Origin of the sequence: Phytoactinopolyspora alkaliphila (assembly GCF_010550695.1) — a bacterium.
In the GTDB taxonomy this organism is placed as follows: domain Bacteria; phylum Actinomycetota; class Actinomycetes; order Jiangellales; family Jiangellaceae; genus Phytoactinopolyspora; species Phytoactinopolyspora alkaliphila.
The window spans coordinates 482,608-504,749 of the sequence record NZ_JAAGOB010000001.1; the positions used below are offsets into that span (position 1 = coordinate 482,608).

At 68.6% G+C, this 22,142-nt stretch carries 19 protein-coding genes and 1 pseudogene; 9 read left to right on the plus strand and 11 right to left on the minus strand.

What is annotated here, in order from left to right:
- The first annotated feature begins 155 nt into the window (after positions 1–155).
- The 3 genes from G1H11_RS02060 to G1H11_RS02070 are packed head-to-tail and all read left to right on the plus strand — an operon-like array spanning position 156 to position 4,254.
- Positions 156–1,433: an aminotransferase class V-fold PLP-dependent enzyme gene (locus G1H11_RS02060; RefSeq protein WP_163815515.1), complete on the plus strand. Its 1,278-nt coding sequence runs from the start codon at positions 156–158 to the stop codon at positions 1,431–1,433.
- Positions 1,430–3,574 (plus strand): hypothetical protein, encoded by a 2,145-nt coding sequence (locus tag G1H11_RS02065; RefSeq protein ID WP_163815517.1) that lies wholly within the window; start codon positions 1,430–1,432, stop codon positions 3,572–3,574. The genes G1H11_RS02060 and G1H11_RS02065 overlap by 4 nt, the downstream gene beginning before the upstream one ends.
- Positions 3,571–4,254: a phosphoadenylyl-sulfate reductase gene (locus tag G1H11_RS02070; RefSeq protein ID WP_163815519.1), complete on the plus strand. Its 684-nt coding sequence runs from the start codon at positions 3,571–3,573 to the stop codon at positions 4,252–4,254. The genes G1H11_RS02065 and G1H11_RS02070 overlap by 4 nt, the downstream gene beginning before the upstream one ends.
- Positions 4,255–4,282: 28 nt before the next feature.
- Here G1H11_RS02070 and G1H11_RS02075 read toward each other — a convergent pair whose 3' ends face one another.
- The 7 genes from G1H11_RS02075 to G1H11_RS02105 all read right to left on the minus strand — a co-directional run bounded on the left by G1H11_RS02075 (position 4,283) and on the right by G1H11_RS02105 (position 14,531).
- Positions 4,283–5,278: an ATP-grasp domain-containing protein gene (locus tag G1H11_RS02075; RefSeq protein ID WP_163815521.1), complete on the minus strand. Its 996-nt coding sequence runs from the start codon at positions 5,276–5,278 to the stop codon at positions 4,283–4,285.
- Complete coding sequence (locus G1H11_RS02080; RefSeq protein WP_163815523.1) at positions 5,275–7,827, minus strand: acylphosphatase; 2,553 nt, start codon at positions 7,825–7,827, stop codon at positions 5,275–5,277. Before G1H11_RS02080 ends, G1H11_RS02075 begins: the two co-directional genes overlap by 4 nt.
- 57 nt (positions 7,828–7,884) lie before the next feature.
- Positions 7,885–10,209 (minus strand): alpha-xylosidase, encoded by a 2,325-nt coding sequence (yicI, locus tag G1H11_RS02085; protein ID WP_163815525.1) that lies wholly within the window; start codon positions 10,207–10,209, stop codon positions 7,885–7,887.
- Between the two features lie 22 nt (positions 10,210–10,231).
- Positions 10,232–11,128: a carbohydrate ABC transporter permease gene (locus G1H11_RS02090; protein ID WP_163815527.1), complete on the minus strand. Its 897-nt coding sequence runs from the start codon at positions 11,126–11,128 to the stop codon at positions 10,232–10,234.
- A complete protein-coding gene (locus G1H11_RS02095) occupies positions 11,125–12,096 on the minus strand; it encodes a carbohydrate ABC transporter permease (protein ID WP_163815528.1) in 972 nt (323 codons plus the stop codon). The genes G1H11_RS02090 and G1H11_RS02095 overlap by 4 nt, the downstream gene beginning before the upstream one ends.
- Before the next feature lie 16 nt (positions 12,097–12,112).
- On the minus strand, positions 12,113–13,432 hold the full coding sequence (locus tag G1H11_RS02100; protein WP_163815530.1) for an ABC transporter substrate-binding protein: 1,320 nt from the start codon (positions 13,430–13,432) through the stop codon (positions 12,113–12,115).
- 64 nt (positions 13,433–13,496) lie between these two features.
- Positions 13,497–14,531 carry a LacI family DNA-binding transcriptional regulator gene (locus G1H11_RS02105; protein ID WP_163815532.1) on the minus strand — a complete coding sequence of 345 codons (1,035 nt, stop codon included), beginning with the start codon at positions 14,529–14,531 and terminating at the stop codon, positions 13,497–13,499.
- Positions 14,532–14,897: 366 nt separating this feature from the next.
- Between G1H11_RS02105 and G1H11_RS02110 the strand changes: the two genes are divergently transcribed.
- The 4 genes from G1H11_RS02110 (at position 14,898) to G1H11_RS02125 (ending at position 17,412) form a co-directional block, all read left to right on the plus strand.
- Complete coding sequence (locus G1H11_RS02110) at positions 14,898–15,197, plus strand: DUF4193 domain-containing protein (protein ID WP_163815534.1); 300 nt, start codon at positions 14,898–14,900, stop codon at positions 15,195–15,197.
- A gap of 80 nt (positions 15,198–15,277) precedes the next feature.
- On the plus strand, positions 15,278–15,745 hold the full coding sequence (dut, locus tag G1H11_RS02115; RefSeq protein WP_343074788.1) for a dUTP diphosphatase: 468 nt from the start codon (positions 15,278–15,280) through the stop codon (positions 15,743–15,745).
- 42 nt (positions 15,746–15,787) lie between these two features.
- The gene (locus G1H11_RS02120) at positions 15,788–16,618 is read left to right on the plus strand and encodes a DUF3710 domain-containing protein (RefSeq protein ID WP_163815538.1); all 831 of its coding nucleotides are present in this window, start codon (positions 15,788–15,790) and stop codon (positions 16,616–16,618) included.
- A complete protein-coding gene (locus G1H11_RS02125) occupies positions 16,615–17,412 on the plus strand; it encodes a DUF3159 domain-containing protein (protein ID WP_163815539.1) in 798 nt (265 codons plus the stop codon). The genes G1H11_RS02120 and G1H11_RS02125 overlap by 4 nt, the downstream gene beginning before the upstream one ends.
- Positions 17,413–17,669: 257 nt before the next feature.
- Here the strand turns inward: G1H11_RS02125 and G1H11_RS02130 are convergent, their stop codons facing one another.
- The gene (locus G1H11_RS02130) at positions 17,670–18,335 is read right to left on the minus strand and encodes an NAD-binding protein (RefSeq protein WP_163815936.1); all 666 of its coding nucleotides are present in this window, start codon (positions 18,333–18,335) and stop codon (positions 17,670–17,672) included.
- Entirely contained in the window at positions 18,335–19,000 is a 666-nt protein-coding gene (locus tag G1H11_RS02135) for an NAD-binding protein (RefSeq protein ID WP_163815541.1), read from the minus strand. The genes G1H11_RS02130 and G1H11_RS02135 overlap by 1 nt, the downstream gene beginning before the upstream one ends.
- A gap of 37 nt (positions 19,001–19,037) precedes the next feature.
- Between G1H11_RS02135 and G1H11_RS26790 the strand changes: the two genes are divergently transcribed.
- Both G1H11_RS26790 and G1H11_RS02145 read left to right on the plus strand, forming a co-directional pair.
- Entirely contained in the window at positions 19,038–20,312 is a 1,275-nt protein-coding gene (locus G1H11_RS26790; protein ID WP_216843351.1) for a class I SAM-dependent RNA methyltransferase, read from the plus strand.
- Between the two features lie 13 nt (positions 20,313–20,325).
- Positions 20,326–21,252, plus strand: coding sequence for an LLM class F420-dependent oxidoreductase (locus G1H11_RS02145; RefSeq protein ID WP_163815545.1), 927 nt, complete (start codon positions 20,326–20,328; stop codon positions 21,250–21,252).
- Positions 21,253–21,256: 4 nt separating this feature from the next.
- On the opposite strand, the pseudogene G1H11_RS24965 reads toward G1H11_RS02145, so the two are convergent.
- Together G1H11_RS24965 and G1H11_RS02155 are read right to left on the minus strand one after the other, a co-directional pair.
- Positions 21,257–21,400, minus strand: a pseudogene (locus G1H11_RS24965) (LuxR C-terminal-related transcriptional regulator); the annotation flags it as partial.
- Positions 21,401–21,618: 218 nt separating this feature from the next.
- Positions 21,619–22,038: a hypothetical protein gene (locus G1H11_RS02155; RefSeq protein WP_163815547.1), complete on the minus strand. Its 420-nt coding sequence runs from the start codon at positions 22,036–22,038 to the stop codon at positions 21,619–21,621.
- Positions 22,039–22,142 lie beyond the last annotated feature (104 nt).

The window sequence follows — 22,142 nt, forward strand, 5'->3', positions numbered from 1 at the left end:
TCCGGAATACCGGATAACGAATGGGTTACGCTGGCGCTTCCGGGTCAGCTCCCGAAGATCGCCAGTTCGTCCTGCCGGAGTGAGAATGTCGAGCATGTATGAGTAGTGACCAGCAGTTCAGTACGTTTCCAGAACACGGGTCGCCAGCGGGGGAGGTGAACGAACAGCTCCGAAGTCGTGGAGCGGGCGACGTCGACTGGCGCAACGGACGGATCTGGAGCCTGGTCTACTCGGCGGGCGCGGAGCACGACGACGTCGTGCACGACGCGTACCGCAGGTTCGCCTCGGAGAACATCCTCGGCCCCACCGCATTCCCCAGCATCGCCACCATGGAGAAGGAAGTGGTGTGGATGCTGCTTGACTTGCTGGGCGCCGACCCTGCCGTCTCCGGTGGGACCATGACATCTGGTGGCACGGAGAGCATCATCCTCGCGGTCAAGGCGTATCGGGACCGCGCTCGGGCCGAGCGTCCCGAGGTCGCCGTGCCGGAGATGGTGGTGCCCGTCACGGCGCATCCCGCGTTTCTCAAGGCGGCCGACCTCCTCGGTGTCCGCCCGGTCCCGGTGCCGGTCGACGAGTCGTTCCGGGCGGACTCGGTGGCCTTCGCGGACGCAATGTCGGACTCGACGATTCTCGGCTGCGCTTCGGCACCGTGCTTTCCCTACGGTGTGGTCGATCCGGTGACGGATCTCGGCGCGATCACGCAGGAACGCGGGATCGGGCTGCACATCGACGCCACCATCGGCGGCTTCGCCTTGCCATTCGTGAGGGAGTTGGGGTACAAGGTCCCGGACTTCGACTTCACGGTGCCAGGCGTCACCTCCATCACGGCGGATATGCACAAATACGGCTACGGACCGAAAGGCTCGTCGAGCATTCTCTACCGGGACCGCAGCCTGCGCCGCTTCCAGTTCGCCGCCTACACCGATTGGCCCGGTGGCATTCTGGCGTCGCCGACCCTGCTCGGCACCCGCCCGGGAGGTGCCATCGCCGGCGCCTGGGCGGCCATCGTCTACGAGGGAAGAGCCGGATACCGGGAGATCTTCTCCACCGTGATGCGGACCACCGAACGGATCCAGGAAGGCGTACGGGCAGTGCCAGGACTGCACATCGTGGGTGAGCCCCCGATGAGCGTCTTCGCGGTGGCATCGGAGCAGGTGGACATGATGGCGGTCGCAGACCGGATGGAGAGCCGGCAGTGGCGAATCGACCGGCAGCGCGATCCGGACAGCATCCACCTGATCGTCAACCCCACGCACGCGCCGGTCGCCGAGGACTTCCTCCGTGATCTGCGCTGGGCAGTCGCCGACGCCCCACCCGCGTCGTCGGCGGACAACCGCGCCACGCTGTACGGCGTGACGTCGCGGATCGATGCCGGAGCAGATGTCCGCACAGCCGTTCTGGACCAACTGGAAAGCCGATACGACACGTGACCGACGCATCGCTGGCTCCGGCCGTCCTCGAATCCACCGGCAAGACCCCTCCTGTTCCGTGGCCCGTCATCGAGGCGTGCGGGCTGCCGGAGATCGGCGCCCGCCTTTCCGGGTTCTCGGTGCGGATCGACCCTCAACTGAGCCGCCCCTTCGCGGTGGCTCCCGGCAACGTCACGATCCGGCCGGACAGGGCAGCCACCGTGACGGGTGCGGCCCTGATCTTGCGAGAGGCGATCGAGCTCGGTGAGAAGGGAATCACGGAGGCCGCGTGGGCCGACCGGATCCTGGCCCACGCCACCGCGGTGGTGTTCGGCGCCACCGGGCTGGCCGGTCGCGCCGAGAGCGCGGCGTGCGCAGCCTTCTCACCGTTGAGTGCCGATGCGGCAGAGATCATCGCCCTGCATGACCGGATCGGCTCGGCCGGCTCGGCCGCGACCGCCCGCTCGGCCGGCTCGGCCGCGACCGCCCGCGACCTTGCCGAGCGGATCGCGCGCTTCCTGCGCGAGCGGGACGAGTCAGCCGACGAGTGCCCGCCGGGCGAGATCGAGCGGGCCGCCCGAGCCCTGCCGTTCTCGCCCCCGGCAGAGGTGCTGATCGCCAGCGGCGGCGACAGCCGGCAGAGCGTGGACTGGTTCAGCGGCTGCAACTCGTACGGTGTCTCGCCCAGCCCCACGCCATGGACGGCCCTGTTCGGCTCGTGCACCGCGTCGTCGCCGACGGTGCGTGCGTTCGACGCCGCAGCCGGCCTGCGCCGCCGGCTCATCGACGCGGCCCTGGCCGACGACATCGAGGCGATGGTCAGCACATACACGGCGGCGATGCGTACCACACTGCTCACCGCGCTGGGCGTCACGGCACCCGTCGAGGTCGTGTTCACACCGTCGGGAACCGACGCCGAGCTCGTGCCGCTTCTGATCGCGCTGTCAGAGGGTGAGCCCGTCCACTCGGTCGTCGTCGGCCAGCACGAGATCGGCAGTGGGGGCGTGTACGCCGCTGCTGGGAGGCACTTCTGTGATCGGCTGCCCTCCGGGGAGGCAGGACAGGCAGGAGCCCCGGTCGGCGGTCTGGACTCCTCGGCGGTGGTGACGTCCGTCGTCGACGTGCGCGGTGACGACGGACAGATGCTCCGGCCGCAACACCTGGAGGAGTTGATCGAGGAGGCGATCGACGCATACCCCGGCTATCGGAGTCTGGTGCACGTGGTGGAGGGCTCGAAGACCGGTATCCGGCTTCCCCGGCACGAGACGGTTCGAGCCTGGCGGCAGCGGTACGGTGACCGGCTGGACGTGGTCGTCGATGCCGCTCAGATGCGTGTCGACCAGCATACGGCCGCGGCGCACGTGCGGGACGGGCACATCGTGATCGTCACCGGCTCCAAGTTCTTCGGCGGTCCGCCGTTCTCCGGTGCTGTGATCATTCCGGCTCACCTGGCGGCCCGGCTCGCGTCCGGCCGGCAATTGCCTGCCGGGGTGGCCGGGTACCTCAGGCGGTCCGATGTCCCCGCGTCGCTCCCGGACCTGCACGCCGTGGCCAAACCGGGAATGAACGCGGGCCTGCTGCTGCGCTGGGAAGCCGCCCTTGCCGAGATGCGCTCGTTTCACAATGCTTCACCGGAGATCCGGGACGAGGTGCTGCGCGTCCTCGCGTCGGGCCTGCGGCGCATCGTCGAGGAGACACCGTGGGTGTCGCTGGTGGAGAGCCCCTATACGGCCATTCCCGATCCGGACCGCCGTGGTCTGGACGACCTGCCGACCATCTTCACGTTCCTGGCCATCGGCGCCGACGGGCGCCCCATCACCATGGAGCAGGCGAAGGTAGTGCACCGGCTCCTCAGCCAGGACCTGCGTGACATTGTCCCGGTCAACGAGCCCGTGCTGCGGCGCACATTCCAGCTCGGGCAGCCGGTGCGGATTCTGCGCCGCGGCGACGCCTGGCTGGCAGGGCTGCGGCTGGCAGTCGGCGCCCCCACGGTGTCGGAGATCGTCTTCGACCACACCCGCGGCCGGGTCTGGACCGAACGGCTCGAACGGACCCTCGCGGACAGCGCCGACGCGCTGCGCAAGCTCGGACTCATCCTCGAGCACCTGGATCTCGAGCAGACCGCCGATACGGACGGAGGATCCCCACGATGCCTGGCATGACCACCGATGGGCTTCGCAGAGTGGCCGAGGCCGCAGCGCGCGACCTCGACACCGCGAGCGCGCACGACATCGTCCGGTGGGCGAATGAGACGTTCGGCGCGGGTTTCGTCGTCACCGCCTCGATGGCCGACGGGGTGCTGTCCCACGTGGCCTCCCAGGCGGTGCCGGGGATCCGGGTGCTGTTTCTGGACACCGGGTACCACTTCGCGGAGACCATCGGCACCCGGGACGCGGTCGCGTCTGCCTACGACGTAGACGTGCACACCGCCCGGCACCCGCTCCCGGTGGCCGACCACGAGGCCAGCTACGGCAAGCTCTACGAGACCTATCCGGACCTGTGCTGCGCCATGCGCAAGGTGTTCCCACTCGACCAGGCGCTGCGCCCGTTCGACGCCTGGGCCAGCGGAGTCCGTCGGGCGGAGTCGGACGGCCGGCAGACGGCCTCCGTGGTCGGCTGGGATGCCCGCCGTCGCAAAGTCAAGGTCAACCCACTTGCGGCGTGGACCGACGAGCAGGTCGAGGCCTACATCGAGGAGCACGCCATCCTGGTGAACCCGCTACGGCAGCTGGGTTACACATCGATCGGGTGCGCGCCGTGCACCCGGCCGGTGGCCGACGGCGAGGATCCCCGGGCGGGGCGCTGGGCCGGCCGGTCGAAGACCGAATGCGGAATTCACTGACGGCCCGGTCACGCCGCTGACGGTTCGCTCACGCGCGGCCGAGGTACAGGGGCTCGACGCGCTCCGTGCCCGCAGTGCCGGTTTTGTGCGGCGTCGCCCGGGCCGACGCCCACCGTGGGGAGTCGAGATAGTGATCCAGGATCGCTCCCGCGACGTCGCATGGCTCTCCGTCGGTGGGGAACTGCGCCACCGGTACCGCCGAGCAGTCCACGTAGGTCACCACCGGTGAACCAGCCGCGGCGCCGGCGCGGACGGGTTCTGGAGCGATCACGTCCACGGTGCCGTATGCCATGCCCGGCAGCGCCTGGACGGCTGCCACAGCGACCGCCCGCACGGCCGCGGCGTCGCCGTCGCGGGCCGTGTCCTCGGCGGTCTGGTGGGGCGGGGCGAGGTTGACCAGCCGGCCGTGAGCGGGCGTGGTGGAGCCGTGCCGGAACACCCGGGTCTGTCCCGGAGGCACCCCGACGAGCTCGGTGACGGCGGCGACGTTGCCCGCGACGACGAAGACCTGCATGCGGCGGCCGCCGATCTCTTCGCGCACCAGGACGGCGTCGGCGGCGGTCGTGTGCGAAGAACCGGTGCGGGTGGCTTCGATGCTGGCTTGCCATGCGTCGCGGAACGCGGTCGCTCCGGTCACGTCGGCGGTGGCACCGTCGTCGCCCGACGCGCGCGCGGGGCGCACCGTCACCGGCCAGCCGAGACCGCGGGCGTAGGACAGGGCGGGCTTCCGCTGCTCCGTGGTGAATACCGACCACCGCGGCACGGGCACGCCGCGGGCGGTGAGCAGGGTGTACAGGGTGTCCCGGTGAGTGCGCATCAGCTGCGCGGTCTCGCTCGTGTCCGGGCCGTTGACGCCGTGGAAGGGAACGACGGCGGCGCCGAGCCGGACGAGGACGATCTGCCGGTTGAACCGGCGCACCTCAAGGCCTCGTCGCAGCGCCGCATGCTCGAGCAGCGCGGACGCGAGACCACAACGGGCCGGCACGGCGTCGCCGACGAATTGCTCCACGCTCGGTAACGTCATGGCAGAACCTCGAACCGATCGGTGGCGGGCAGGTCGGGAAGGTGCGTGGTGCGCACCTGAGTGACGACGGCGCGCCGTGACCCCAGGATCGCGCTCGAGGCGAGCACGCAGATCTCCGCGGCGGGACCGGACGCGAGCACCTCCACGCCTCCCTCGGGGAGGTTGCGGATGGAGCCGGTCACCTGCCGTTCCTGTGCCATCGCGGCGAACCACGCACGGTACCCGACATTCTGCACCCGGCCGTCCACCTCGATGCGCACCGTCAGGCGGTCCCGCGGTGCACCCGGGTCGAAGCCCGCGAGGGAGCAGCTGCGCAGTACCAGATCGCTGGAGACGTCACGCGGAGTTCCGGCGAGCGGGAAGTGGTTGAACGTCGTGGCGGGGTTGCCGTTGACCTCGATGATGGCCGCCGGATGGCCGTCCACGGCGCGTAGGTGATCACCCATCAGGTCGATTCCGGCATGGTCGAGGCCGGGGACCGCGTGGACCGCGCGTACAGCCAGCTCGAGCATGCTCGGGTGGGTCTCGTCCAGGACCTCGATGCTCTCGCCACCGGCGGCGATGTTTCCCGCGCTGCCGAGGCGCACGAACCGGCCCTCGTCAGGGACGCTGTCCGGAGTGAGGCCCTGCCGGCCGAGCCAGTACATCGCGTCGCCGCCGAAGCCGAGCAGGCAGCTGCGGGTGTGCGGGTTCTCCAGCCGCCACCGGTTCTTCTCGAGCACCAGGTCGACCACGCGGGAGCTGCCGTCGCCCACCACCGAGGCGGGCCGCTTGAGAACGACCGACACGACCTGGTCGCCCACGACGAGGAGCCGGTAGTCGTCACCCGGGATGAACGTCTCGACGATGAACGGACGGCCCCGGAAGGCGGTCGAGTCGAGCGCCGCGATCGCCGCACGGACCTCGGCTTCGGTGCGCAGATCGGTGGAGACGCCGGTGCCGTGGATGCCGTTGCGTGGCTTCACGACGACAGGAGCCGCCAACGACAGCGCGTACTTGACGGCGTCGTCGACCTGATGTGCGTCGAACGCGGTGCCATGCGGGACCGGGACGTCCATATCCTGCAGGAGCGTCCGCGTGAGTTCCTTGTCGACCGTGGCCCGGTGCGCCGGCCGGCCGGTCCAGGGCGACTTGCTGGGCGTGAAGCACAGTGGCATGGGCAGGTCGTGATGGTCGACGACGAGTTCCCGGCTGTTCATCCGGACGGTATCGAGGCCGCGGGACAGGGCCGCGCGCTCGACCAGCGGGCTGGCGAACCTGATCTCGCCCTTCGGGGTGACGAAGGGCAGCAACGGGTCGACGTCGAACACGTTGGCCGGGCGCCCGCCGTAGCTCATCGGCCGCACTGGGGTCGCGGGGCCCGCCGCGAAACGAGTGAGTGCCGCCACGGCCGAGGTGAGCACGAGCGAGCCGTCCTCGGCGAGACGGACCCCGTCCGCCGCCGTCCGCGGCACGGCTACGTAGTCCAGCCCGGGCATGCCGGTCGCGACGTCGCTCAGCGCCCGGGCTCCCACGTCGGAGATGTGCGGTACGTCGCCGAGTCCGAGCCGGACGGCGGCCCCGAGGCGGTCCCGAATCTCCGCCGCGACCCCGAGGACGGCCTGAGCGCCGCCGAGACGCTGCGGACTGAGGCTGAGGCTCCGGACGCCGGCGGCCGCGAGCTCGCGCGCGTGGTGGTCGGTGGCGACGCCGGCCATCACCACGACGCCAGGTCCCGGTGCAGGATCCACCTCCGGCGGCGGCGCCGCCGCCTGCAACTCCAGCAGCGACTGAGTCTCGGCGGGGCCGGCGGGTTGCTCCACGACCACGTGGGGCGGGAGAACCCCGGCGGCGATGCGGGCGAGCAAGGTCTCGACCAGCGTGAGCAGCTGCGGCTGCGGCTGGGGCCGGCCGAAGCCGAGCCAGATCACCCCTGGGCCGTCGAAGACTTTCGCCGCACGTAGCGCCAGGGCCAGCGCGGTCTCGCAGTCCGGAACATCCGCCAGCTTGATCGCCGAGCCGGCCCGGGCGGCGATCGCCTTGTGAAGCTTGCGTTCGGGCAACGAGGCGCTGACCACGTTGACAGGCATGGGGGAGCGCGACCCGGCGGGCGGCGTGGGAGCACCGGCACCGAGCAATTCGGCAACGGTGCAGCCGGCCGCCTTGGCGGCCAGGTCCAGGAGCGCGGACTCCAGGCCCGCCAGGATGCCCCGGTAAGGCTGTTCGGTGGTGCTCTTCGTGCTCGTCCGGACCGCGAGCTGCCTGAGCTCAACCATGAGTCCGGCGATGTCGTCGCGTGCGTCTGCCGGGCGACGCCGCAGCTCTGCACCCTCGAGTGCACCCAGCGCCGCCTCCAGGAACCGCCAAGATCCCACCCGGGTGTCTCCCGTGATGGTCCATCCCCGGGGCGCCGCCTCGCCGATTCCCTGGACCGGCTGACCCTGCGGTGTGGCGTCGAGGCGGACGATCACGTTGTGGGCGTACAGGTCACCGCGGCGGGGGCCTCGCGAGTTCGGCACCCGGAACTGCATGGCGGATGCCTGGGTCACCGTGGTTCTCTTTCGCAGCACCCGAACACCCTACGCGAGCCGGCAGGGTGCGGACTCAGGCACGGTCCGGCCGGCCGATCACACCGTCACGGTGAGCTCCGTGGTGCCGGCCGGAGCCTCGGCGACGAGATCCGTGCCGGCGACCGTCGCGCTCCATGCGGCCGGGAACCGACCGGCGAAGACGGCGCGCACGATGACACTGGAACCGCGTCGAGCCACGTGGAAAGTGCTGTGCCCGGCCCCTTCGGCGTCGGGGATCGTGAGCGTCGAATCGTGCCCGTCGGCGAGTTGGTACAGATGCAGCGTGAGGCCGTCGGCGTAATCGTAGTCCGGTCGCGCATCGACGGCGCCCAGCGGCAGGACCGTGTCCGGGCGGACCAGGAGCGGGAGACTGCCGATGCTGTGCGTCTCGGTCAGCCAGCGGCCGCCGTCGAACGTGCCTCCGTCCAGCAGGGACGTCCAGGTTCCGCTGGGCAGGTAGTACGACACCTCGCCCGATGCCGACATCACGGGGGCGACGAGCAGCCGGTCGCCCAGCATGTACTGCAACTCCAGGTGTGTCGTCGCCCGGTCCTCCGGGAACTCCAGTGCCATCGGCCGCATGACCGGGACACCATCGCCGTACGCCTCGCGTGCCGCGGCCGACAGGTACGGCATCAGCCGCATCTTGAGTTTGGTGAAGGTCCGCAGGATGTCGACCGCCTCGTCGTCGAACTCCCACGGCACCCGATACGAGCCGGAACCGTGCAACCGGCTGTGCGAGGAGAGCAGGCCGAACGCGCACCAGCGTTTGAAGACCACGGGGTCGGGGATGTTCTCGAACCCGCCGATGTCGTGGCTCCAGAAGCCGAAACCGGACATGGCCAACGACAGCCCGCCGCGCAGGCTCTCCGCCATCGAGGCGAACGTGGAGTCGCAGTCGCCGCCCCAGTGGACCGGGAACTGCTGCCCGCCCGCGGTCGCGGATCGGGCGAACACGACGGAGCCGTCGTCGCCCTTGTGCTCGCGCAGCACGTCGAAGACGGTCTCGTTGTACAGGTGCGTGTAGTAATTGTGCATGCGCTGCGGGTCGGCGTCGTCGTGCCACACCACGTCCGTGGGGACGCGCTCGCCGAAATCGGTCTTGAACGCGTCGACGCCCATCTGGAGGAGCCGGCGAAGATGCCCGGCGAACCACTCCCGGGCCCGCGGATTGGTGAAGTCGACCAGAGCCATCCCGGCCTGCCACATGTCCCACTGCCACACCGAGCCGTCGGGCCGCCGAACCAGGTAACCCCTCGCCTTGCCTTCGGCGAACAGCGGGGACCGCTGCGCGATGTAGGGGTTGATCCACACGCAGATGTTCAGCCCCCTTCCCTTCAGGCGCTTGAGCATCCCCGGCGGGTCGGGGAACGTGCGCGGGTCCCACTCGAAGTCGCACCAGTTGAACTCGCGCATCCAGAAGCAGTCGAAGTGGAAGACACTCAGCGGGATGTCCCGCTCGGCCATGCCCTCGACGAAGGACGTGACCGTGGCTTCGTCGTAGTCGGTGGTGAACGACGTCGACAGCCACAGCCCGTACGACCACGCCGGCACCCGTGCTGGACGCCCCGTGAGTGCCGTGTAGCGAGTCAGGATCTCCTTGGGCGACGGACCGTGGATGACGTAGTACTCCAGCTCCTGGTCCTGGACGCTGAACTGGGTGCCGGCCACGATCTCGGAGGCGACCTCGAAGGAGACCAGCCCCGGGTGGTTCACGAACACGCCGTAGCCCGCGTTCGTCAGGTAGAACGGCACATTCTTGTAGGCCTGCTCCGTGGCGGTGCCGCCGTCGTTGTTCCAGATGTCGACCACCTGCCCGTTCTTCACCAGTGGCCCGAACCGCTCGCCGAGCCCGTAGACCGCGTCGCCGGGGTTCAGATCGAGCCGCTCCACGACATGGTGCCCGCCGTCGGGCATCGTCATGAATCCCATGCTCTTCGGGCCCGACGATGTCAGCACACGCTCCTGTCCGGTGGCCCGATCCGTGGCGACGAAGTCCAGCCGCCACGTGTCGCCGCGATGCACACGGGCGGTGAGCGAGCCGCTGGTGAGCTCGGCGACATCGTCGTCCACCCGGATCGACGCGCGATCCTTGCCGTCGGCAGCGCCGGCACCCGGCAGCGCGAAGTGCGGAGGGCGCTCCCGGCCACCGGCATGATGGGTGAGCCGGACACCGACGACCCCGGGCGCGGGGGAGAAGAGCCGGATCGTGGCCATGGGCCGGTTCAGGGTGTCGCCCCGGTGCCTGATCCGCCTGGTCGGCGCGTATACCGTCAGCGACGCGTCGCCGGACTCGGTCCCTGCCTGGACGTCATAGGCCTGCGCCGGATGCAGCGCCTGGACTCCGGGGCGCATGCCCCAGTAGCCGTCGGTGAACTTCAACGTGTGGTTCCTTTCGCGGGTGTTACTTGACGGCGCCTGCGGAGATGCCGCGTGCCAGCGTGCGCTGGAAGAACAGGAAGAACAGGATGGCCGGGACGACGCCGAGGAGAGCCGCGGCGCTGGTGGTGGTGGCGTCCATGAGCCGGTCGCCCTCCAGTACGCCGAGCGCCACTGGAACCGTCTGCTTGTCGTTGGACACCAGGAAGATCAGGGGGATGAAGAACTCGTTCCAGGTCCAGATGAAGAAGAACACGACCAGGACGGAGAGGGTGGGCCGGCTCATCGGGAACACGACCCGCCACAGGATCTGCCATTTCGACGCTCCGTCGAGCGCGGCGGCCTCGAGCATCTCCTTCGGGAAGGTGCCGAACACCGACGCCAGGAGGTAGGTGCCGAACGCACTCTGGATCACTGTGAAGATGATGATCACCGCGAGCTGGGTGTTGTACAGGCCCACCTCGTTGGCGATGAAGTACAGCGGGTAGATCAGCGCCTCGTGCGGGAGCATGTTGGCGATGAGGAAGAGCACCACGATGCTCAGCCGGCCCTTCACCCGTCCGATGCCCAGCGCGTAGGCGTTGAACAGGGAGACGAGCACGGCGAGGATCGCCACTGAGCCCGCGATCATGAACGAGTTCCACAGCTTCTGGCCGAAGTTGACCCGATTCCAGAAGTTGATCATCCCGTCCACATAGAACTCGGTCGGGATGGCGAGCGGTCCGGCGCCGGAGTATTCGGCCGGAGTCTTGAACGCGTTGAGCACGATCACCGCGAACGGGAAGAGCATCGCCGCAGCCGCGATCACCAGCAACGCCAGCACGATCCAGCGGCCCACGCCGCGGTGGTGGCGGTCCTTGCGGCGGGGCAGCGCCGGGCCGGGGGCGCTCGAAGACGGGGGAGCCGTACGGGTGGCGGTCATCGGCCTCGCTCCTTGCGCTCGCTCGCCGCCTGGAAGCGGATGAAGATGATGCTGAGCACGATGATGATCAGGGTGAGGATGGTGGAGATCGCGGCGCCGTACCCGACGTTCGCCCGCTCGAAGAAGTTCTGGTAGGCAAAGTAGGACGGCACGTTGGTGGCGTGCCCGGGCCCGCCCCCGGTGAGCACGTAGACCGGCCCGAAGACCTTCATCGCCGCGATCGTGGCGGTGAGCGCGACCACGAACATCTCGGGTCGGATCTGCGCGATGGTGATCGCCCGGAATCGCCGCCACCAGCCGGCGCCGTCGAGCTCCGCGGCTTCGTAGAGGTCCGGGTCGACCCGCTGGAGAGCGGCCATGAAGATCACGACCGGGTACCCGATCTGGACCCAGACCAGGATGGCCATCACGCTCGGCAGGGCCGTGGACGGGTCACCGAGCCAGTTCTGCGCCAGGTCCCCGAGTCCCACGGCCTCCAGGAGCGTGTTCAGGGCACCGTTCTGGGGCCGGAGGATCCAGCCCCAGACGATGCCGGCCACGGCGACGGGCAGAATCTGCGGGAGATAGAACATCGCCCGCAGAGCGCTGGCCGTGCCGTTGCCGAACCGCTTGCCGACGACGTCGAAGAGCACGGCCGCGAGGACGAGCCCGATCGCCGTCGGGACGATCACCATCGCCACGATCATGGCCACCGAGTTGCGGAACGACGTCCAGAAGGTGTCGTCGGCGAACAGGCGCGTGTAGTTGTCGAACCCGATCCAGGTGATGTCGCCGACGCCTGGCCATCGCGCCATGCTCAAGCCCAGGTTCATCACGAACGGAACGATGATGACCGCGGCGAACAGCAGCCCGCCCGGCACCAGGTAGAGCCAGTAGACGGGACTGCGTTCGCCGATGCCCGTCCTGGTGCCGCCGCGGGATGCCTTGGCCCTCGTCGTCTTCGCTCGGGAAGGACTCGTGGTGGCCATGATGAGTTCCTGCCGTCTAGTTGAGGAAGTCGTCGACGCCGGTGTCGTAGGACGCCTGCAGTTCGCTGAGGACGTCGTCGACCGACGCGCTCTGGTTGATCAGCTGCTGGATGGCGCTGGCTAGATCGTCGTAGAAGCCGGGAGCCGGCCAGTCGGGGTAGAACGCAAGCCCGTCCACCTCGTTGACCTGGTTGAACAGCGAGATGAGCTCGGTGCTCTTCTCATCTTCGATGTCCGCCGGGTCGGCCGCCACCGGCACGCCGCCGTTGTTGCCGAGCGTTGCCTGGATCTCCGGTCGCATCGTGATGTCGATGAACTGGTAGGCCAGCTCCTGGTTCTCCGACGCGGTCGGGACCACCCAGATGTTGCCACTGGAACCTGGGTGCAGATCGGCGCCGGGGAACGGGAAGATGCCCCACTCGAAGCCGTCGATCTCGTCGGTGAACCGCCCGTACCACCACGATCCGGAGAAGAGCATCGGATAGTCACCGGCGATGAACGAGGTGCCCATGTCCTCCGCGGTGAGACCGGCCGAGAAGTCGTCGATGTAGCCGGCCTTCACCCACGTGTCGAACTCCTCGGCGCCGTGGCGCAGGACCGGGCCGGAGAAGTCCACCGGGTTCTCGTAGAGCTGGTAGTCGTTGACGAACTGCCGGTCACCCTCGGTGAGCGCGAGCTGGTAGAACAGCTGGCCGGCCGGGTACTCGGCGCCGGACATGGCAAACGGCGTCACACCCTCGGCCACGAAGGAGTCCATCGCCGCGACCAGGTCGTCATAGGTCTCCGGGATCTCGACGCCGTGCTCGTCGAACAGATCCTGGTTGTAGTAGACCATCACGAACTCGCCGTAGTTCGGCACGCCGTACCACGCGCCCGAGCCCATGACGCCGCGCTCGTCGTACCTGACCGTCGTCTGCAGGCTCTCCGACAGCATCTCGTCCCAGCCATACTGCTCGACGGCCTCCGAGATGTCCGTCAGCAGGCCCTGGGAGGCGAGCAGCCCGGCGGAGGCGTTGCCCTTGTTGTACTCCATGAGGTCGGGCGCCTCACTGGTGTTCAGGATCATATTGGCGGACTGCCGGATCTGCTCGAAGGCCTTCTCCTCGAACTCGACGGTGGCCCCGGTCTCCTCCTCGAAGACCTGGATCGCCTCGTCCCAGGCGATGCCCATGGCGCTGTTCTCGCCCTCGTAGTGCCAGAGCGTCAGCGTGCCGCCTTCTCCGCCGGCGGAGGTGTCGCCACCGGAGCCGCCGTTGTCGTCACCGCCGCAGGCGGCGAGGACGAGGGCCGTCGCGGCCAGGAAAGCCGTGCCGGCCAGGATGCGTCGTTGTGCCATGGTGTTCTCACTCCTTAGTGAGGCTGGGCAGGGGGTGCTGATCAGGGGGTTCTGGTCATGTTGGTCATGGCGTGTGATTCATGGGTAGGCGTGCCGGGCCGGTGGTGGACTGCACATCAAGCCGGCACGGAATCAGTGTGTGCAGCGCTGTGGCGCCCGTTCCTTCGATCTGGGCGATGAGCGAGGTGACCCCGAGCCGGCCGAGCTCGGTGCCGGGAGCGGACATCGTGGTGAGCCGCGGATGGCTGAGTGCCCCCACCCGCGGTGAAGAGACGATCGACAGCACGGACATGTCGTCCGGGATCCGTTTCCCGCGCTCCAGGAGCTCGGCCATCGCCCCGAAGGTGGCGGCGTCGTTCATGGTCATGAGCGCGGTCACCCGCGGATGGCTGGCGGCCAGACCGGCCGTCGCGATCCGGCCCGCGTCAGCCGACTCGTCGCAATGGCGCACGACGACGGAAAGCCCGCGCTCGGTCATGTACCGCTCGAACGCCGCGCCCACCCGGACCGTCGGCCCGTACCCCGCGTCCAGACTGGCCCGCGAGTGGCTGAGCAGTGCGATGTCGCGGTGCCCCAGTGCGGTGAGGTGGTCCAGGGCGTCACGGACAGTGGTCTCGAAATCGATGTCCGCATAGTGAAGGGTGTCCGGGTCCTCCGTCCGTCCGATCAGTGTGAACGGGGTTCCGACCTCGTGCAGCAAAGCAACGCGGGGATCATCGAGACGGACTTCCATCACCAGCGCGCCGTCGGCCAGCCCTTGCTGAAGGAGTTCGCGGGTCTCGTGGCCCTCCTGGTCGTTCACGGGCCAGAGAACGAGGTGATAGCCCCGCTCGCGTGCCGTCTCGGCGGCCGAGGTGACGAACTCGAGTGCCGTGCCGGACAAGCCCCGCTCGATGGCGGGGAAGAGCATCGCGAGGATGTGAGTTCGCCGGCTGGCGAGGCTACGGGCGATCGCGTTGCGCTGATAGCCGAGCTGGTCCATGGCCGCCTGGATCCGCGCCCGCGTCTTCTCCGACACCGGGCGGACGCCGGTGAGCGCATAGGAGACCGTGCTCAGGGATACGCCCGCCAGGTTGGCGACGTCGTGCATCGTAGCCATGGGACCTCCCTGTCGAACGCGACCCATCGAAACGGATAGTCGAAACGGTTAGTCGAAACGCTTCGACACCATGTTTCGCGCACGTTGCCGGTTCCGTCAAGCGAAATCGGGTCACGAATTGGTCTCGCGCCCCGTGATCTCGGGCCGGTTTCGGGCACGTGCGGGCGCCGTCGCAGGTGATGATCTGCGTCACATCGGCGAGCCGATGTGCGAATTGGGTAAGAAATCAGGCACAATCTCGGCGCCGGACCGGGCACAACCACGGGCTCTCATGCGTTAGCAAGAGCACGACGGAACGTGGTACCGCCTGGTGCCACGGAACGTACTGTTTGACTCTTTAGCGCTCACCCAAGGGGGAAAGCCCTGATGGCAACCGATTACGACGCACCACGCAAGACCGACGACGACATCTCCGAGGACTCGATCGAGGAGCTGAAGAACCGCCGGATGGACAAGGCGTCCGGCATCGTCGACGTCGACGAGGCCGATCTCAACGAGTCCCTCGAGCTCCCTGGTGCTGACCTGTCCAACGAGGAACTCGCAGTCCGGGTTCTTCCGCGGCAGGCCGACGAGTTCACCTGCGGCCAGTGCTTCCTGGTTCACCACCGCAGTCAGCTGGCCAAGGAAGTGAACGGGCAGCTCGTCTGCCGCGACTGCGCAGCCTGATGCGGTCCGGCGCCGTCGGCACATCGGCCGGTGTGGGGTCTGGTAGGCCCCACACCGGCCGAACGGTAGGGTCAGCCACCGTGGACACCTCATCGACGCCAGCCGGTGCGGCCCCCGTGGACGTGCTGGTCGCCCGGCTTGACGGCGGCATCGGCCTGCCCTCCTACGCCCATCCGGGCGACGCCGGCGCGGACCTCGTCACCACCGAGGACGTCACGATCGCTCCAGGCGAACGCGCGCTGGTCGGCACGGGCATCGCCATCGCCCTGCCCGCGGGATACGCTGCATTTGTCCACCCCCGGTCCGGGCTGGGCCACCGGCTGGGAGTGAGCATCGTGAACACCCCCGGCACGGTCGACGCCGGATACCGGGGAGAGATCAAAGTTCTTCTGGTCAACCATGACCTGCGGGAACCGGCGGTCTTTTCGCGAGGCGACCGGATCGCCCAGCTCGTGGTGCAGAAGGTAGAGCGCGCCGTGTTCCACGAGGTGACGCGATTGCCCGGATCGGCACGCGGGGACGGTGGATACGGCTCGACAGGCCGTTGAGATCAGCAACGCACGCTCACGAAACGTAGGGAGTCAGCTCACGTGGTGTTTCGACGCCGGAGGCGGGACGACGAATCGGCCGGCCAGGTCGACGCTGGCACCGAACCTGCCCAGGACGACCACGCCGGCTCTCCATCTGGCGCCGACTCTCCACCTCGCCAGGCTGGGCCGTTCGACGTCTCCGAGATCGCGCGTGAAGCTCTCAGCGATCGGATCGACCTCGGCGGGATCCTGGTCAAGGGCGTCGAGGGATTGAAGATCCAGCTTCAGGTCGACAAGCGAACCGGGCGCGGCACCAGCGCGCTGCTCGCCGTCGGCGATGCCGCGGTGCAGCTGGTAGCCGTCGCGGCGCCGCGCAGCGCGGGTATGTGGGAGCAGGCCATGCTGGAGATCACCGCCGACGCGGAGCGCCGCGGCGGCGCGGTGCAAGAGGGCTCGGGTCCGTTCGGCACCGAGGTCCGGGTGGTGCTGCCGGTCAAGACCCAGGACGGCAAGCAAGGACGGCAGGCGTCGCGGATCTCGGGTATCGACGGCCCCCGGTGGATGCTCCGGGCCACCTTCCTCGGAAAGGCCATCACGGACGCGAACGCCTTCCAGCGCCTGGTGCAGCTGGTCCGCGACGTCGTGGTGGTGCGTGGCGACGGTCCCATGCCTCCCGGCGAGGTGATCGCGTTGCGTCCGCCGCCGCGGGGAGAGGCGGCCGGGGAAGCGACCGAGGGCGCGGTCGAGGACGGCGCCGCCACCATCACCGACACGCGCACGGCCGAGGCGGTTCCTACCGATACATCGGTCACCGGTACCTCCGCTTCCGGTACTGCGGGCGCGGATGACGACGACGCCGGATCCGGTCCCGACGAGGGTTCGCAGCGGTGAACCCTGGCCAGGGATCCTCCGGCGACCCTCAGGACGCGGGTGATATGGGCGATGTGGGCGCGCAGGATGTCGGCACGCAGGACCTCGGCGGGCAGCATTCCGAGGGCTCCGGCCCCCACGGATCCGAGGAAGGTCAGCGAAGCACGGGGCTGGCAGGTGCCGTGGCCGGTGCCGACCGGTTCCGTGCCACCAATGCGCTGACCCCGGCCGCCTTCCTCGACGCGGGCTTCCCGTTAGCTCTGTTCACGGTCGTCTACACGGCGGGTGGACGCGATCTCACCATGTCGCTGTGGGCGGCGCTCGCGGCCGGTGCCGTTCTAGGCGTCTTCCGGATCGTCCGGCGTGAGCCGCTGCAGAACGTCATCGCAGGTTTCCTCGGCCTCGGCCTGGCTGCCTTCTGGGCGCACCGGACCGGCCAGCCGGAGGACGTCTTCCTGCCCGGACTGCTGATCAATGTCGGCTACGGACTCGCGTATCTGGTGTCCATTCTGGTCCGGTGGCCCCTGCTCGGCGTGTTCGTCGGTCTGGCCACCGGCCAGGGAATGTCCTGGCGCAGCGACCCCCAGCTGATGCGTGCCTACACCAAGGCGAGCGCGGTGTGGGTGGCGATGTTCGCCTTCCGGCTGTCGGTCCAGGCGCCGCTGTACTTCGCCGGCGAGGACCAGCTCGGCTGGCTGGCCGGCGCGCGGCTGGTCATGAGCTGGCCGCTGTTCCTGCTCGTCGCATATCTGTCCTGGCTGATCATCCGGCCGGCGTACCGAGCTCATCAGGAGCGGCAAGCCGCGGTGACCTGATCTCCTCCGGCGGAGATCGATCATCCGGCCCGTAAGGTCGAGGGTGGATCGCCGCCGCCGAGGTCGATCAGATGACACATCGGCGATATGCCGCCGAGTACGTCACCTGATCATTCTCCGTTCGTATCGTGAGACGCGATCAGATGACAAAGGGTGCCTGCCGTTCGCACTTTGTGCACCTGATCGTTAAGTCCGAAGCGATCAGACGACATATCGACGATCAGGTGACACCTCGCGGCGAGCGCAGGTAGTGCGGCTCACGTGTCGCGGGGGGAGAGAAGCTCCTCCAGCTCGTTCTCCTGGTCAGGAGCAGCGACGAAGAGCAGCTCGTCGCCGGGCTCGAGCGCGAGGTCCGGGCGCGGGCTGTGCACGTGGCGGCCACGGATGACCGAGACCAGCGACGTGTCATGCGGCCAATCGACATCGCCGACCGTGGTGCCCACCATGGGCGCGCGGGCCGGAAGAGTCAACTCCACCAGGTTCGCCTCACCCTGTCGGAACGTGAACAGGCGGACCAGGTCGCCAACGCTGACAGCCTCTTCGACCAGCGCGCTCATGATCCGCGGGGTCGAGACGGAGACGTCGACGCCCCAGCTCTCGGTGAATAGCCACTCGTTGTCCGGATGGTTCACCCGAGCGACCACCCTGGGGACGTCGAACTCGGACTTCGCCAGCAGGGACACCACCAGGTTGACTTTGTCGTCGCCGGTGGCGGCGATCACCACGTGACAGCGGTGCAACGCCGCTTCCTCGAGGGTGGACAGCTCGCAGGCGTCGGCCAGGAGCCATTCTGCGCTGGGTACGCTGTCGGCCTTGATCGCCCTCGGATCCCGGTCGATCATGAGGACTTCGTGGCCGTTGTCGAGCAGCTCGGTGGCGATGGACCGTCCGACGTTGCCCGCGCCGGCGATGGCGACCCGCATCATGACGACGCCCCCGATCCGCCGGCGAACGTGGCGACCGCGGCAGCGATATCCGTGTCGGCGACGACGGCGTGCACCCGGTCGCCTTCCTCGATCACGGTGTCGGCGTGGGGGATGAGACCACGGCCGAACCGGGTGATCAGGGCGACCCGGGAACCGGAGGCCTGTTCGAGGGCGCGCACGGACGACCCGATCCACTTGGGGCCCAGGTGCGCCTCGGCCAGCCGTACGGTGCCGGACGGATCCACCCACTCCGTCTCGATCTCGTCCGGCAGGATGCGTCGCAGTACCTGGTCGGCGGACCAGCGGACGGTGGCCACGGTGGGGATGCCGAGGCGCTCGTACACTTCCGCGCGCCCCGGGTCGTAGATGCGGGCAACGACGTTGGTCACGCCGAACGTGTCCCGTGCGACCCTGGCGGCGATGATGTTCGAGTTGTCTCCGCTGCTGACGGCGGCGAACGCGCCGGCCTCGGTGATGCCGGCCTCCTGCAGCACGTGCCGGTCGAAGCCCACGCCGGTGATGGTGATGCCCTCGAAACCGGGTCTGAGCCGCCGGAAGGCGTCCTTGTTCTGGTCGACGACGGCAACACTGTGCCCACGTGTCTGAAGACCGTGGGCGAGTGTGGACCCCACCCGGCCACATCCCATGATGACGACGTGCACGCTCGTCCTCTCCCTCGACCTGTCTAACATATCCGGTGTGCCAGCCCCTGTGGAGATCACCGTCGAGATCGATCGAGCCGCCCACGGCGGATTCGGTGTCGGCCGGCACGAGGGCCGGGTTGTCTTCGTGCGTCACTCGCTTCCCGGGGAACGGGTTCGCGCTCTGGTCACGGACGGAGCTGACGACGCCCGGTACTGGCGTGCCGACGCGGTGGAGGTGCTGTCGGCTTCGCCGGACCGTGTCACGGCGCCGTGCCGTTACGCCCGCCCGGGACAGTGTGGCGGCTGCGACTGGCAGCATGCGTCGTTGCCGGCCCAGCGCCGGCTGAAGGCCGGTGTCGTCCAGGAGCAGCTGAGCCGGCTGGCCGGCATCGAGTGGGACGTCGTCGTCGAGCCCGTGCCCAGACACGACGACGACCAGGACGACGACGGCCTGGGCTGGAGGACAAGAGTCACCTATGCCGTCGACGACGAAGACCGAGCGGGACTGCGGCGGCACCGCTCGCACGAGGTGATACCGATCGAGGAATGCCTGATCGCTCATCCGGGTGTGCGCTCGATGGGCGTGGAGGGCAGGCGTTGGCCTGGGGTGGAGTCCGTGGAGTCGGTCACGTCGAGTTCTGGGGAACGGCTCGTCGTCGTCGAACCGGGACAACTCGACGTCGAGGTGCCGGACCTGCCCGAGGACGTCTCGGTGCTCGTCGGCCAGGATCGCGGACGTCCCCGCGTGCTTCACGGCCAGTCCGCGGTGACCGAGCTGGCCGGCGGCCGGCGTTGGCGGGTCACCGGGGGCGGGTTCTGGCAGGTGCATCCCGGCGCCGCCACCACGCTGACCGAGGCCGTGCTGGAGGCCTTGGCGCCTCAACCCGGTGAACGGGCGCTCGATCTGTACAGCGGCGTCGGGCTGTTCGCGGCCGCCATCGCCGACAGGGTCGGCCGCGGTGGCCGGGTGACGGCTATCGAGGGCGACCGCAGCGCGGTTGCGGACGCCCGCCACAATCTGAGTGACATGCCGCAGGTACGGATTGTTTCCGGTCCGGTGGCCAAGATCCTCGCCCGCGACGACGACGCCCGCGCCGACGTGGTAGTCCTTGACCCGCCACGGGCGGGAGCGAAGCTCGCCGTGGTGAGTGCCATTGCCCGGCGTCGGCCCAGAGCCATCGCCTACGTCGCCTGTGACCCCGCTGCGCTCGCTCGTGACCTGGCCGCACTCTCCACGCATGGCTACGAGCTCGCCGGGCTGCGTGCGTTCGACCTGTTCCCGATGACGCATCACGTGGAGTGCGTCGCACTGGTGAGACCCCGGGCGTGAAAGGCTTGGCATCATGCAGTTGAGAATCTTCACCGAACCACAACAGGGCGCGAGCTACGACGATCAGCTCCGGGTGGCCCAGGCTACTGAACGGCTCGGCTTCGACGCGTTCTTCCGCTCCGACCATTTCCTGTCGATGGGCAGCGCGAGCGGCCTGCCCGGTCCCACGGACTCCTGGGTGACCCTTGCCGGCCTGGCTCGGGAGACGTCGCGGATCCGGCTCGGCACCCTGGTCTCGTCCGCGACGTTCCGGTATCCGGGCATGCTCGCCGTGCAGGTCGCCCAAGTGGACCAGATGTCCGGCGGGCGGGTCGAGCTCGGCCTCGGGGCCGGCTGGTTCGACGCCGAGCACGCGGCCTACGGTGTGCCGTTCCCGCCGAAGCGGTTCGGGCTCCTGGAAGAACAGCTCGAGCTCATCACCGGCATGTGGAGCACGCCGCAGGGGGAGAAGTTCCAGTACTCGGGTGAGCATTACACCGTGACCGACTCGCCGGCGCTGCCCAAGCCGGCTCAGTCGCCGGTCCCGGTGATCATCGGCGGAAACGGGCCTCGTCGCACTCCGGCCCTGGCGGCCCGCTTCGCGAACGAATACAACACGTCCTTCCCGGCCAAGGCGGATATCCCGGAGCGGTTCGCCGCCGTGCGCAAGGCGTGCGAGGAAGCCGGCCGCGATCCGGACGACCTGATCTACTCGGTGGCGCTCGTGCTGGCGTGCGGCAGCGACGAGGCCGAGTTCGCGCGCCGTGCTGCCGCGATCGGCCGGGAGCCGGACGAGGTGCGGCGAAACGGCCTGGCCGGAACTCCGCAGGAAGTGGTGGACGGCATCAACCAGCTGCGCGAGCACGGAGCGAGCCGGGTATATCTACAGGTCCTGGACCTGTCCGATCTGGACCATCTGGAGCTGGTGGCCGCCGAGGTCGCACCGCACGTCGCGGGCTGACGGCTCAGCCGCCAGGCTGGACCAGACCCGTCTGATAGGCGACGACGACGCCCTGGGCCCGGTCGCGCAGATCGAGCTTGGTGAGAATCCGGCCCACGTGGGTCTTCACGGTCTGCTCGGCGAGCACCAGGGCGTCGGCGATCTCGTAGTCAGCGCGGGCCGCCTGTGACGTCACTCTCCGGGCGTGTTTCCGGCGTGGCTCCACAGGGTGACATGAGTCGTCGAGACCCACTCGGATGGCACCCCGAAGACGGCCGGCGTGTTCGGCTACGCCACAACCGGCCTGGAACCGTTCGGATTCAGCTCCGTCCCGGCCACGACATGCCTCGTCATCGGCTGGATGTCGCTGTCATCGCGATCGGGTTCTCAGAGATACCAGGCTCCGTCGACGTACCAGGATCCGTCGACAAGACGCAGGTCGTAGGCGTAGGCGAAGCCGTATTCCGCCGGAACCGTTTCGGAGACGTGAGCGGTCTCACCGGTGATCTCGACTGACTCGAAGGAGACGGTCGGCAGCTCGGAGTCGACCGGGATGGCCACCGAATTCGCCCAGGTCTCGACACCGGTCACGCAGGCCTGCCAGTCGACGTGGTCATTGTCGAGCGGGTTCCCGTCCGAGCCGAGGTTCAGCTCGCAGGCTCGTGCGGCGTCAACGTCGGCAAGGGCACCAAAGAAGTCCTCAGCGGCCGAGATGGCTCGGTCCTCGTCGCTCCCGCAACCGGCGGCGAAGAACGCCACCAGCCCGGTCAGTATGCCGAGTCGAGTGAGTCGACGGTGCGAGTTCATGCAGTGTTGCTCCTGGTCTGAAACTGACAATCGGGACGTCCCACTCTGGCAAACCGATGATCATGGGAGGAGGGTGGATAGAAGTTTACCTTCACGTCGTGTAT